The sequence below is a fragment of the Streptococcus mitis subsp. hohhotensis genome (assembly GCF_000722775.1).
Lineage (GTDB): Bacteria > Bacillota > Bacilli > Lactobacillales > Streptococcaceae > Streptococcus > Streptococcus carlssonii.
This window is the reverse complement of the sequence record NZ_JPFZ01000011.1, coordinates 73,600-87,455: the sequence shown is the minus strand read 5'-3', so window position 1 is coordinate 87,455 and position 13,856 is coordinate 73,600. Positions and strand designations below refer to the sequence as shown.

At 35.0% G+C, this 13,856-nt stretch carries 13 protein-coding genes and 1 pseudogene; all 14 read left to right on the top strand.

What is annotated here, in order from left to right:
* Positions 1 to 9: 9 nt before the first annotated feature.
* The 14 genes and pseudogenes from SK608_RS08500 to SK608_RS08445 all read left to right on the top strand — a co-directional run bounded on the left by SK608_RS08500 (position 10) and on the right by SK608_RS08445 (position 13,815).
* Positions 10 to 1,617, top strand: coding sequence for a glycoside hydrolase family 13 protein (locus tag SK608_RS08500; RefSeq protein ID WP_033678210.1), 1,608 nt, complete (start codon positions 10 to 12; stop codon positions 1,615 to 1,617).
* 195 nt (positions 1,618 to 1,812) lie between these two features.
* Positions 1,813 to 3,771 (top strand): peptide ABC transporter substrate-binding protein, encoded by a 1,959-nt coding sequence (locus SK608_RS08495; protein WP_033678209.1) that lies wholly within the window; start codon positions 1,813 to 1,815, stop codon positions 3,769 to 3,771.
* A 391-nt stretch (positions 3,772 to 4,162) separates the two neighbouring features.
* Positions 4,163 to 5,611, top strand: coding sequence for an LCP family glycopolymer transferase CpsA (cpsA, locus tag SK608_RS08490; protein ID WP_000091089.1), 1,449 nt, complete (start codon positions 4,163 to 4,165; stop codon positions 5,609 to 5,611).
* 6 nt (positions 5,612 to 5,617) lie between these two features.
* Entirely contained in the window at positions 5,618 to 6,349 is a 732-nt protein-coding gene (cps4B, locus tag SK608_RS08485; RefSeq protein WP_033678207.1) for a capsular polysaccharide biosynthesis protein Cps4B, read from the top strand.
* Between the two features lie 8 nt (positions 6,350 to 6,357).
* Positions 6,358 to 7,050 carry a CspC family polysaccharide chain length determinant protein gene (locus SK608_RS08480; RefSeq protein WP_033678205.1) on the top strand — a complete coding sequence of 231 codons (693 nt, stop codon included), beginning with the start codon at positions 6,358 to 6,360 and terminating at the stop codon, positions 7,048 to 7,050.
* Positions 7,051 to 7,060: 10 nt separating this feature from the next.
* Positions 7,061 to 7,765 (top strand): tyrosine-protein kinase, encoded by a 705-nt coding sequence (locus SK608_RS08475; protein ID WP_033678202.1) that lies wholly within the window; start codon positions 7,061 to 7,063, stop codon positions 7,763 to 7,765.
* 23 nt (positions 7,766 to 7,788) lie between these two features.
* A pseudogene (locus tag SK608_RS08470) lies at positions 7,789 to 9,137 on the top strand (sugar transferase).
* 7 nt (positions 9,138 to 9,144) lie between these two features.
* Complete coding sequence (locus SK608_RS08465) at positions 9,145 to 9,936, top strand: DUF4422 domain-containing protein (RefSeq protein ID WP_033678199.1); 792 nt, start codon at positions 9,145 to 9,147, stop codon at positions 9,934 to 9,936.
* Between the two features lie 9 nt (positions 9,937 to 9,945).
* On the top strand, positions 9,946 to 10,539 hold the full coding sequence (locus tag SK608_RS10385; protein ID WP_050489935.1) for a hypothetical protein: 594 nt from the start codon (positions 9,946 to 9,948) through the stop codon (positions 10,537 to 10,539).
* A 41-nt stretch (positions 10,540 to 10,580) separates the two neighbouring features.
* Complete coding sequence (locus SK608_RS10380; protein WP_050489934.1) at positions 10,581 to 11,147, top strand: hypothetical protein; 567 nt, start codon at positions 10,581 to 10,583, stop codon at positions 11,145 to 11,147.
* Positions 11,144 to 11,647 (top strand): glycosyltransferase family 2 protein, encoded by a 504-nt coding sequence (locus SK608_RS11820; protein ID WP_235202168.1) that lies wholly within the window; start codon positions 11,144 to 11,146, stop codon positions 11,645 to 11,647. Before SK608_RS10380 ends, SK608_RS11820 begins: the two co-directional genes overlap by 4 nt.
* A gap of 47 nt (positions 11,648 to 11,694) precedes the next feature.
* Entirely contained in the window at positions 11,695 to 12,135 is a 441-nt protein-coding gene (locus SK608_RS11815; protein ID WP_235202167.1) for a hypothetical protein, read from the top strand.
* A complete protein-coding gene (locus SK608_RS08450) occupies positions 12,125 to 13,063 on the top strand; it encodes a beta-1,6-N-acetylglucosaminyltransferase (protein ID WP_033678197.1) in 939 nt (312 codons plus the stop codon). The genes SK608_RS11815 and SK608_RS08450 overlap by 11 nt, the downstream gene beginning before the upstream one ends.
* Positions 13,063 to 13,815 (top strand): glycosyltransferase, encoded by a 753-nt coding sequence (locus SK608_RS08445; RefSeq protein ID WP_050489933.1) that lies wholly within the window; start codon positions 13,063 to 13,065, stop codon positions 13,813 to 13,815. Before SK608_RS08450 ends, SK608_RS08445 begins: the two co-directional genes overlap by 1 nt.
* The last annotated feature ends 41 nt before the right edge of the window (positions 13,816 to 13,856 follow it).

Genomic DNA, 13,856 nt, shown 5'->3' with positions numbered 1-13,856 from the left:
GGTAAGAAGATGCAAGAAAAATGGTGGCACAATGCCGTAGTCTATCAAGTTTATCCTAAGAGCTTTATGGATAGCAACGGAGATGGAATTGGCGATTTGCCAGGAATTACCAGTAAGTTAGACTATCTAGCTAAGTTAGGAATTACAGCGATTTGGCTTTCTCCAGTTTATGACAGTCCTATGGATGATAATGGCTATGATATTGCTGATTATCAAGCGATTGCGGCTATTTTCGGGACTATGGAGGATATGGACCAACTGATCGCGGAAGCTAAGAAGCGTGATATTCGTATCATCATGGACTTGGTGGTCAATCATACCTCAGATGAGCATGCTTGGTTTGTCGAGGCATGTGAAAATCCTGACAGCCCTGAGCGAGACTACTATATCTGGCGCGATGAGCCCAACGATCTAGATTCCATCTTTAGTGGATCTGCTTGGGAATACGATGAAAAGTCGGGTCAATACTATCTTCACTTTTTCAGCAAGAAACAGCCTGATCTCAACTGGGAAAATGAAAAGCTTCGTCAGAAAATTTATGAGATGATGAACTTCTGGATTGATAAAGGGATTGGCGGCTTCCGCATGGATGTTATTGACATGATTGGGAAAATTCCTGACGAGAAAGTAGTCAATAATGGTCCTATGCTCCATCCCTATCTCAAGGAGATGAATCAGGCGACCTTTGGAGATAAGAATCTCTTAACAGTAGGAGAAACATGGGGAGCAACTCCAGAGATTGCTAAGTTCTACTCAGATCCAAAGGGGCAAGAATTATCTATGGTCTTCCAGTTTGAACATATCGGTCTTCAGTATCAGGAAGGGCAACCTAAATGGCACTATCAAAAAGAGCTGAATATCGCTAAGTTAAAAGAGATTTTCAATAAATGGCAGACAGAATTAGGAGTTGAGGATGGCTGGAATTCGCTCTTCTGGAACAATCATGACCTTCCTCGTATTGTATCAATCTGGGGAAATGACCATGAATACCGCGAAAAATCTGCCAAAGCCTTTGCAATCTTACTTCATCTCATGAGAGGAACACCTTATATCTACCAAGGTGAGGAAATTGGGATGACCAACTATCCGTTTGAAACGCTGGACCAAGTAGAAGATATTGAATCTCTTAACTATGCGCGTGAAGCTCTTGAAAAAGGTGTTCCGATGGAAGAAATCATGGACAGTATCCGTGTCATTGGACGTGATAATGCCCGTACCCCAATGCAATGGGACGAAAGCAAAAACGCCGGTTTCTCGACAGGTCAGCCTTGGTTGGCAGTCAATCCAAACTATCAAGCAATTAATGTTCAAGAAGCACTGGCAAATCCAGATTCTATTTTCTATACTTATCAGAAACTGGTTCAAATCCGTAAGGAGAATAGCTGGCTGATTCGAGCTGACTTTGAACTCTTGGAAACAACTGACAAGGTCTTCGCCTATATCCGTAAAGATGGCGACCGTCGCTTCCTAGTTGTGGCTAACTTGTCCAATGAAGAACAAGACTTGACAGTAGAAGGAAAAGTCAAATCTGTCTTGATTGAAAATACCACGGCTCAGGAAGCCTTTGAAAAACAAATCTTAGCTCCATGGGATGCTTTCTGTGTGGAATTACTATAAATATTTTTTACAGAAAAATTTAAAATTGAAATCGTATAAAAACAAGGGAGGACTGTATGAAAGGCAGAAATCCTTTGTTTTTTTATAACCAAGGTTTATAAACTTTCATTCTAGAAATTCAATTAACTTTACAAATTTCCACTATTTTGGTAAAATAAATCTATGTTATAAAAACTAACATAAAGGAGAAAGAAGATGACTACAAAAAAGCGTGTCCTTAGTGCAGGCCTGACTGTTGCGGCTGCTTTACTTTTAGCTGCTTGCGGACAATCAGGTTCAGATACAAAAACTTACTCATCAACCTTTAGTGGAAATCCAACTACATTTAACTATTTATTAGACTACTACGCTGATAATACAGCTATTATAACCAATCTAGTTGATGGTTTGCTTGAAAATGACAACCACGGAAATCTAGTTCCATCTTTGGCAGAAGACTGGTCTGTGTCGAGCGACGGTCTGACTTATACCTACAAATTGAGAAAAGATGCCAAATGGTTCACGGCTGACGGTGAAGAATATGCCCCAGTCAAGGCACAAGATTTTGTGACAGGGATTAAGTACGCAGTGGATAATAAATCCCAGGCCATTGACTTGATTCAAAACTCGATCAAGGGCTTGAATGATTATATTACAGGAGCGGATTCTGACTTTTCTAAGGTTGGGGTGAAGGCCATCGACGACCAGACTATTGAATATACTTTGGCACGCCCAGAACCTTACTGGAACTCCAAAACAACCAATAGTATTCTTTTCCCGGTAAATGAAGAGTTTTTAAGTTCAAAAGGGAAAGATTTTGGTACCCTATCTCCAGATAGCATTCTCTACAGCGGACCTTATTTGTTAAAAGATTTCACATCAAAATCATCGATCGAGTATGTGAAGAATCCGCATTACTATGATCATGACAAAGTATCGATTGAACACGTGAAATTGGCTTATTTTGATGGCTCAGACCAAGAATTGACCATCCGTAACTTTGAAAGTGGAGCTTATTCTATCGCTGGGGTTTATCCAAATAGTTCAAACTTTGCTAAGATCAAGGAGAAATATAAGGATAATATCGTCTATAGCTTGCAGGACAAGACTTCTTGGTATTTCAATTTCAACGTCAACCGTAAGGCCTACAATCACACTGCTAAAACGACAGATGATCAGAAGAAGTCAACTGAGACAGCTGTCTTGAACAAAAACTTCCGCCAAGCAGTGAACTTTGCCTTGGACCGCACAGCCTATTCTGCTCAGTCAAATGGGGAAGAAGCGGCTAGCAAGACACTTCGTAACACCCTAGTGCCTCCTACATTTGTTCAAGTGGGAGACAAGACCTTTGGAGAAGTAGTTGCTTCTAAATTGGTCAACTATGGCACAGAATGGTCAGGTATTAACTTGGCAGATGCTCAGGATGCCTATTTCAACAAAGAAAAAGCCCAAGTAAAATTTGCGGAAGCTAAAAAAGAATTGGCAAGTCAAGGTGTGACTTTCCCAATTCACTTGGATGTTGCAGTTGATCAGACAAGTAAAAATGCTGTGACAGGTATGAACTCTGTTAAGCAGACCCTTGAGTCAGTCTTGGGTGCTGATAACATTGTTATTGATGTTCAACAACTTTCAACAGATGATTTTAATAACGTAGCCTTCTTGGCACCAACGCCAGCTGATCGAGACTACGATTTGAACTTTGATGGTTGGGTAGGTGACTACCAAGATCCGTCAACTTATCTTAATCCTTTCAATGCTGAGGATGGATTCTACCTCAAGATCTTTGGTCTAGATGCTCAGGAAGATAAAGCTAAGATTGCTAGCTTGGGTCTTGATACTTACACCAAGATGCTCAAAGATGCAGATAGTGAAAATAAAGATGTAGCCAAACGCTATGAAAAATATGCTGAAGCACAGGCTTGGATGATTGACAATTCTCTGATTATGTCAGCCATGTCAAGTGGTGGTACAGCATCTGTAACCAAAGTAACGCCATTTACAAGAGGGTATTCATTGGTTGGTATCAAGGGTGACGGCAATAACTACAAGTATATGAAACTGCAAAAAGATACTGTGACAATCAAACAGTATGAAGAAGCGAAGACCAAATGGGAGCAAGAAAGCAAAAAAGCAATCGAAAAAGCTCAAAAAGAAGCAGAAAATCATGTTAAATAATGATGAGCAGTTCTATTGGATGATTTTTATAGAGTCGTCCTAATAGGACTGTTTTTTGCTGTATGGGCTAGTAGTTGTCTAGTTATGCTGAATTGTAAATGAAATGTTGTATTGATTTTGATGGTTTAATGCTCAATGAAAATCAAAGAGCAACTAGGAAGCTAGCTCAAAGTACAGCTTTGAGGTGGTAGATAGAACTGACGAAGTCAGCTCAAAATACTGTTTTGAGGTTGTAGATGGACGCTGACGTACTTTGAAGAGATTTTCGAAGAGTATAAGTGCTTATGATGTCCAAATAACCTATATCTAAGAATGTTTATAAACTCGCTAAATGTAGAATTTATCGTAAAAAAGTGATATAATAGTAACATTAAATGTATAGGTGTTAATCATGAGTAGACGTTTTAAAAAATCACGTTCACAGAAAGTGAAGCGAAGTGTTAATATAGTTTTGTTGACTATTTATTTATTGTTAGTTGGTTTTTTATTGTTCTTAATCTTTAAGTACAATATACTTGCTTTCAGGCACGTTAATATAGTGGTCGCAGTTTTTGCCGTGATGGTTGCTGTGACTGCCGCAATATTAATAATTTATAAAAAAGCAGAAAAGTTCACGATTTTCTTTTTGACACTAGCTGTTTTAGTGAGTTCAGTTTCTCTATTTACTCTGCAGCAATTTGTAGGATTTACAAGTCATATTAATGCAACTTCAAATTATTCAGAGTATTCTCTCAGCGTCGTCGTTTTAAAGGATAGCGATATCAATAATGTTACCCAATTATCTAGTGTTATGGGGCCAACAGGTACGGATAATGAGAATATTCAAAAGCTAATCGCTGATATTAAGACGAGTCAAAATAAGGAATTGACAGTTGAAGAAAGCAGCTCCTATCTTGCAGCCTATAAGAGTTTATTGGCTGGAGATACGAAAGCGATTATCTTAAACAGTGTCTTTGAAAACATTATCGAATCGGAATATCCTGACTATGCTTCAAAAATTAAGAAAATCTATACCAAAGAATTAACCAAGACGGTTGAAACTCCAAAAGATGTCAAAGGTGACAGTTTCAACGTTTATATCAGCGGAATTGATACTTACGGTCCAATCAGTTCAGTTTCTCGTTCGGATGTCAATATCATTATGACAGTGAATCGCGAAACTAAAAAAATTCTCTTGACAACAACCCCTCGTGATTCCTATGTTCCAATTGCAGATGGTGGCAACAACCAAAAAGATAAGTTAACCCATGCAGGGATTTATGGTGTAGATGCTTCCATTCACACACTGGAAAATCTCTACGGCATTGACTTAAACTACTACGCTCGTTTGAATTTCACCTCTTTCTTGAAATTGATTGATCTCCTTGGTGGAGTCGATGTCTATAATGATCAGGAGTTTAATGCACATACAAATAATGGAAAAAATTATCCAGTAGGTACATTACATTTGGATTCGAAAGACGCTCTTGGATTTGTGCGTGAGCGCTATTCTCTGGCAGATGGAGACCGGGATCGTGGTCGTAACCAGCAAAAGGTGATTGTAGCTATTTTGCAAAAGTTAACCTCGACAGAAGCTTTGAAAAATTATGACAGTATTATAAAAGGGCTGCAAGATTCGATTCAAACCAATATGCCGCTTGAAACCATGATGAATTTGGTCAATGCCCAACTTGAGAGTGGTGGAACTTATAAGATCAATTCGCAAGATCTTAAAGGAACAGGGCGTATGGATTTACCGTCTTACGCCATGCCTGAGAGTAATCTTTACATGATGGAAATAAGTGACAGCAGTTTAGAGTCAGTCAAGGCTGCCATCAATGATGTGTTGGAAGGAAAATAAAACAAAATGATTGATATTCATTCGCATATTGTATTTGGTGTGGATGATGGTCCTAAAACGAAGCAAGAAAGCAAGGTGCTTCTGACAGAAGCCTATAGGCAAGGGGTAAGGACTATTGTATCGACATCACATAGACGAAAAGGAATGTTTGAAACTCCTGAGGAGACAATAGCAACAAATTTCCAAGAAGTTAAGGAGATAGCCAAGGAAGTGGCTCCAGACTTGACCATTCTCTATGGAGCAGAAATTTATTATACACATGATGTGCTTGAGAAGTTAGAAAAACAGGTGATTCCAAGTCTTAATGGGACACGCTATGCTCTTATTGAGTTTAGTATGGCTACCCCTTACAGGGAAATCCATACTGCTTTGAGCAATGTTCTCATGCTGGGTATAACGCCTGTAGTTGCTCATATTGAACGTTATCATGAATTAGAAAATAACGAAAAACGGGTAAAAGAGTTGATTGATATGGGCTGTTATACACAAATCAACAGTTCAAGTGTTTTAAAACCAAAGTTGTTTGGGGATAAATACAAATTTATGAAGAAAAGAGCTAGGTATTTTCTTGAACGTGATTTGGTTCATTTTGTTGCTAGTGATATGCACAATTTAGACCAAAGACCGCCTTATATGAAAGAAGCCTATGAGCTTATCTCAAAACAATACGGTGAAAGAAAAGCGAGAGAATTATTTATTGAAAATCCTCGTTTAATCTTATCTGATCAAATTATTTAGGAGTTGACATGAAAGAAAATAAAGAAATTACGATTGATGTTTTTCAATTGTTTAAAGTCCTTTGGAAGAAGAAAATCGCTATTATACTAACTGCGATTGTAGCAGCTGTCCTAGCTTTTGGTGTAAGTAGTTTTGTACTGACACCTGAGTATTCTAGTACGACACGTATTTATGTGGTCAATCGAAATCAATCGGAAAAAGCAGGGTTGACGAACCAGGATTTGCAGGCAGGTACCTATCTGGTAAAAGACTATAAGGAAATCATCCTCTCTCAAGATGTACTCGAGAAAGTCATTTCAAATCTTAAACTAGAGAAAACAGTTAGGGAATTAAGTAAGAAGATTCAGGTAACAGTACCTGTGGATACTCGTATCGTATCAATTACTGTAAAAAATGCACAACCAGAAGAAGCTAGCCGTATCGCAAATGCTCTTCGTGAAGTGGCTGCTGAAAAAATCATTTCTGTAACTCGTGTATCTGATGTGACAACATTGGAGGAAGCTAGACCTGCACTAACACCATCTTCACCTAATATTCGTCGAAATACCGCGCTTGCTTTCCTAGTAGGTGGTGCAGTGATGGTTGTTTCTATCTTATTGCTTGAATTATTAGATGATCGTGTTAAACGACCAGAAGACGTGGAAGAAGTAATGCATGTTGCACTTTTAGGAATTGTTCCAGATTTGAATAAGTTAAAATAAGGGAGAAAATATGCCAACATTAGTAATAGCACAAAAACGTTTAGATTTTGCGAAAAAAGCAGAAGAACATTACAATGCTTTACGAACAAATATTCAATTGAGTGGTGATAATTTGAAAGTTCTTGCCATTTCATCTGTTAAACCTGGCGAAGGAAAATCAACAACGTCAACAAATATTGCTTGGGCCTTTGCGCGTGCAGGCTATAAAACTTTATTGGTGGATGCAGATATTCGGAATTCTATCATGTCAGGAGTCTTTAAATCAAGAGAAAAAATTACTGGTCTAACGGATTTTCTGGCAGGTACTACTGACCTTTCTCATGGACTTTGTGATACCAATGTTGAAAATTTATTTGTTATTCAAGCAGGACCTGTGTCACCTAACCCAACAGCACTTTTACAGAGTGAAAACTTTGCCACTATGATTGATACCTTGCGTAAGTATTTTGACTATGTCATTGTCGATACGGCACCGATTGGAATGGTCATTGATGCTGCCATCATTGCGCAAAAATGTGATGCTTCTATCTTAGTAACTGCAGCAGGTGAGACAAAACGTCGTGATATCTTAAAGGCCAAAGAACAGTTAGAACAAACAGGAACTTCATTTTTAGGTGTGGTTCTAAATAAATTTAACACAGAAGTTGAAAAATACGGAGCTTATGGTGGCTATGGAGCCTATGGTTCTTATGGAAATTATGGAAAAAAGAAGTAGGTAGAGTTAGCTAGGAGGTAGTTTTGGGAGAAGTATCAAATATTCGAAAATTAGAGATTCTCATAATACAACTGTTTCCAATTTATCTGTTATCGTTTGTATTAGCTAGTCATGAACTTCTGGTATTTTTGATGGTGGTTCACACTATTTCTTACTACATCAGTGCATATAGTAAAAATTTCAAATATCGGAGCCTTGCAGAGGAATGTATACAAACATTAAAATATATACTGGTTTATCTTTTCTTATCCTGTATAGTTTTTCCGATTTTAGAACCCAATATACCTTATTTATCGTTAATCAATCTATTATGCATTGTGGCTGTAAATTCAATTATGCTAATGGTTGTTAATATTTGGATTCGTAAGATTTGGAAGTTCTTATCTCGCAAAAAAAATATACTCAGCGAATCTTACTAGTGACTACACGTGCACGAGTTGAGAGAGTACTGAAGCAAGTTTCTACTTATGAGTATGGCTATGTTTCAGCTGTTTGTATTGTAGATGATGAGCGTTTTGAATCGTCTAATTTTACAATCGTTACGTTAGATAACCTAGTAACCTATGCTACGAGATCAGTAGTAGATCAAGTAGTGATTAATCTTCCAAGCGAGAACTTTTTGATTGCAGATTTTGTATCTAAATTTGAAACAATGGGCTTACCAGTAGCTGTTAATATAGCGGCTTTAGAATTTGTAACTAATAGTGAAAAAGCCATCCAACGTTTTGGGGATTCTAGTGTTGTCAATTTTTCAACAACCTTTTATCGCTCAAGCGATGTTGCTTTAAAACGAATGATGGATATTATTGGCTCATTGATTGGGCTAGTCTTTTGTGGTATAGTGTCTATTTTTCTTGTTCCTATTATAAAAAAAGATGGAGGACCTGCTATTTTTGCCCAAGATAGGGTAGGTAGGAATGGACGTGTATTTAAATTTTACAAATTCCGTTCTATGAGAGTAGATGCGGAGGAAATTAAGAAGGATTTGATGAGCCAGAACCAGATGCAGGGTGGGATGTTTAAGATTGAAAATGATCCACGTGTGACAAAGATTGGGCACTTTATTAGAAAGACGAGTCTAGATGAATTGCCACAATTTTGGAATGTTCTAAAAGGTGATATGAGTTTAGTTGGTACTAGACCACCAACCTTAGATGAGTATATGAAGTATACACCCGAACAAAAACGTCGTCTCAGTTTTAAACCTGGAATCACAGGTCTTTGGCAGATTAGTGGTAGAAGTAATATTACAAACTTCGATGATGTAGTAAAATTAGATGTTGCTTATTTAGATGGCTGGACAATATGGAAAGATATTGAGATTTTATTGAAGACAATAAAAGTTGTAGTAATGAAAGATGGAGCAAAATAAATAGAAAATGTCAGTGATAAAAATAATCGTAGCCACGCATAAACAATTTGTCATGCCTCAGGATAAAGAACTTTATCTCCCAATTCATGTGGGATGTGAGGGTAAAAAAGATTTAGGTTTTCAAGGAGATAATACTGGAGACAATATTTCCGTTTTAAATCCGTATTATTGTGAGCTTACCGGTCTCTATTGGGCATGGAAAAATTTAGAGTGCGACTATTTAGGTTTGGTACACTATCGTCGTTATTTTACTAAGAAGGCTGGATCCTATAACGATTCAATAAATATAGATGCGGTTATTTTAGATAAAGATGATATCGAGAAAATGTTAGAAGTTTCAAATGTTATAGTCCCTAAAAAAAGAAAGTACTATATAGAAACTCTCTATTCTCATTATGCTCACACCTTGGATGGTAGCCATTTAGATCTAGCTAGGAAAATGATTGAAGAGAAAAATCCTGAATATCTAGCAAGTTTTGATAAGGTGATGAAGCAAAGAAGTGGCTATATGTTCAATATGTTTATTATGAAAAAAGAACTAGCCGATGATTATTTTACTTGGTTATTTCCAATTTTAGGTAGTATGTATGAATGTATGGATTTATCAGATTCAACCCCTTTTGAAGCACGTCTATTTGGTAGAGTAAGTGAGTTATTGTTTAATGTATGGTTGGTAAAGAATAATTTGACTCCTACGGAAGCACATTTCATGTATATGGAGAAAGTAAATCTATTAAAAAAAGGTTTATCATTCCTACAAGCAAAATTTTTAGGAAAAAAATATGGAAAAAGTTTTTAGGTCTTAGATATGAGTATAAAATTTAAAAAATTAACATTAGCAGAAACACTGAGTTTATTTTCACTGATACTTTTTTTACTTATTTCACTCTTAAATACGACCTTTTATGCTAGATATATATCAGGTGCAATTTATAATGTAGGGATTCTTACTTCAGTTATCCTGTTAATAATTAAAGAATTAATTAATAATAAATTAAATTTTCAAAAAGCAATATCGTTAATAGGGGTTATAATTGTTTATGCTTTGGTTGGTAGTGTAACAGGCTTTCTATCAACATTAGCTATAAGTGTTATTTTTATCTTTAGTCTAAGAGATATATCTTTTAGGTATGTAGCGAAAACTTCTTTTTATATCAGTTTATTTACTTTAATTTTTGTTATCTTGAGTAGTCAAATTGGTTTAATTTCTAACTATATTGAGTTTTCTGGAGGAAGAATACGGCATTATCTTGGCTTTCGATATTCATTGTTCCCATCTACAGTGATGCTGAATATTATAGCAAGTTCATTTTTCTTAGCTCAAGACAAGGTAAGCTATAAACGATTGTTTTTTTATTTCTTTCAACTACTTGGATTTTCTTTCAAACAGATTCACGATTAACTTTTATTAGTTCTTTATTACTACTAGGAATTAACCTTGTAGTGAAATGGTATCCATCAATTTTAAAATCTTCTCGTCTTTTATTAAAAACGTTTAAATTAACGTATATAGTAAATGCATGCTTAAGTTATTTAATTGCAAAAATGTATCTGAGTTTTTCAAGTCCTTTTTTGAATGAATTGAGTAAGAATATCAACCAATTTCTAGGTGGAAGAATCTACTACGCCAATCGTTCATTGAACATTTATGGATATAATCTATTTGGACAAAAGATTAATTGGATTGGGAATGGTTTGGATATCAATGGACAAAGGGGATTGAGTGAATATTTGTACGTTGATAATCTTTATATCCAAATATTACAACGATATGGATTGTTTGTTTTGGTTATACTATTGTTAATTTTTACATTAACTTTACATTATCTTTTGAAGCAAAAACAATATGTATTATCATTGATTCTAATTATATTAAGTTTCCATGCCATGATAGACGATTTAATTATAAATCTTCACTATAACATTTTTTTGATTTTGATTGGTACTTTAATGAATCAAAATCAGTCTGCTTTTGAAGAGAATTTACAATTGGATAATGGAGAAAAATGACGAAAGTAAGTATTATTATTCCTGTATATAATGTAGAACAATACTTGGATAGATGCCTGGCCTCTGTACTCAATCAAACATATAAAGATTTAGAAATGATTTTAGTTAATGATGGTTCTACGGATAAATCAGGGACTATTTGTGAAGAGTTTGTTCAAATAGATAAAAGAGCTAAGGTATATCATCAGGAAAACAGAGGATTATCTGAAGCACGTAATACTGGGTTAAAATACATGACAGGAGATTTTGTCATGTTTCTTGACTCAGATGATTGGTTGGAACTTGATGCAGTCGAATTTTTATTGGAACAAGCTAAAATTTACAATGCAGATATGGTTGTAGGAGGTGTTTATAGGACCTCAAAGATTGTGGACCATCAACAAAATACCCCTGTTTCGCAAGTATTGACGCAGGAGGAGTATGCTAAACGTTACTTTAAGATTGAAAGTCAGACAATTGAGTATTATGTTTGGAATAAACTGTATAAAAAAAAGTTGTAGAAGGTATTGAATTTCCGCCTGGTTTCTTTGCAGAAGACGTCCCAACCATGTTCCGCTACATTCTTAACTCAGACAAGATAGTTGTAACTGATAAGATTGTTTATAACTATTTTATTAATAACTCAGGTTTAACAGCGAAATTTACATCTAAACATTTTGATGTGTTAAAAGGCTGGGATTTAGTATGTCAGTATGCGACTGAAAGTAATAATGATAAATACAAAGAGTGGGCTCAAATTAATCGCTACAGAGTAGATTTGGCACTTTTGACAGAAATAGCCCTTTCCGTAGATTATAAAAACATTCGTATGTTAAATGAACCTCAAATAAAATCTATGGTATCCAGATTGAAAGCAAATAAGAAAGAATTACTAAAACAGGCAATTCCTCTTAGTCGAAAGATACTGATTATACTCTTTACAACTTCCTATAACTTATTCGCGAAAGTGATAAATACTATGATAAGGATAAAAAATTATGGTGCATAAGCATGCATATTTAATTTTAGCTCACAGCCAATTTAATCAGCTAGCATTTTTGGTTTCTTTATTAGATCATCAAGATAATGATATTTTTATCCATATTGATAAGAAATCAAATATTGATGATTATTTTTTGGATTTAATTAAATCCAGTGCAAAGCACTCTCAAGTTTATTTTACAGAAAGAGTTTCAGTGAGTTGGGGAGGATATTCCCAAATTGAAGCTGAAATGATTTTATTTAAAGCAGCGTCTAAAAGAGAATCTTACTATTTTTATCATTTAATAAGTGGGGTAGATTTACCGTTACTTTCTCAGCAGAGAATTCATAATTTTTTTGACGATTATAAAGACTATTCATTTCTTACTTTTATGAATATAGAGGATAATGGTGAAGATATAAATAGATTTAAATATTATCATCTTTTTGAAAGTTTTACATATCGGACTTTACCAGGTGCAGTTGGCAAATTTGCATTCAAGATTTATCGTAATTTAGAAGTAGGGATTCAAAAACTATTTAGAATAAATCGTTATACAATATTTAATGTCAATCCGGCAAAAGCTAGTCAGTGGGTTTCACTACCAAATAATATTGTGGAAATATTAATCGACAAAGAATCAGATACTGAGAAAATGTTTAGAAAATCTTTTCTTAGTGACGAAATTTTTATACCAATGATTTTAAATAAAGAGTTAAGAAACTATAAGGTGTATGATGCATCAATTAATCACGGTGATAAAAAAGAATTTCAAGGAAACTTACGCTATGTTAATTGGTGGGATGGTAAACCTTATACTTGGACTGACAGTGAGAAAGATTTAAAAGAATTAAGATTAGCTGCCAAAAATGGATATCTGTTTTCAAGAAAGTTTGATATAGAAACCTATCCCAAAATTAAAGAGCTAATCGTAGAACTAACTAAGGAAATATAATGGTCTATAAAATTTTAATGACAGGAATGTCACCTGTTCTTGCTGGTACAGAAACCTTTATCATGAATTATTATCGTCATCTTGATTCATCTATTTTTCAAGTTGACTTTATTAAAAGAACTAGAGAACCTATTGTATTTGAAGATGAAATTGTTTCAAAAGGTTCAAAAGTTTATTATTTACCTCGTAAAGGAAAAAATCCTCTTAAGTATAAGAGGGAATTAAGAGAGTTTTTTGCTACAGAAGGGAAAAAATATGATGCTATTTGGTATAATGCAATGGCAATTCCAAATCTTGACCTTTTAAAATATGCTAAAAAATATGGGATAAAAACACGAATTATCCATAGTCATAGTTCGATGTTCAAGGGAAATAAAGTAAGACAAATTTTGCATAATTTGAATAGATCTAAATTACCAAAAACAGCATCACATTTTTTTGCCTGCTCTGGGATAGCTGCAGACTATATGTTTCCTGATGAAATTCGATCAAGTGCGCAAATTATACAAAATGCTATTGATGTAGAAAACTTTTCTTTTTCAAAAAAAGATAGACTGGATCTAAGAACAGAGTTAGGGTGGAATGATTGTAAAGTCATTGGCAATGTCGGTCGACTAGATATCCAAAAAAATCAACCATTTTTAATAGATGTTTTTAATGAAGCTTGCAAGAAAAATCCTAATCTTCGATTAGTGATAATTGGTAAGGTTGCGGGTGCAAATTCAACTGTAGATTTAATCAAAGAAAAATAAAATCTTATGGAATTGAAGATAAAGTTTTGTTGGCAGGAAGT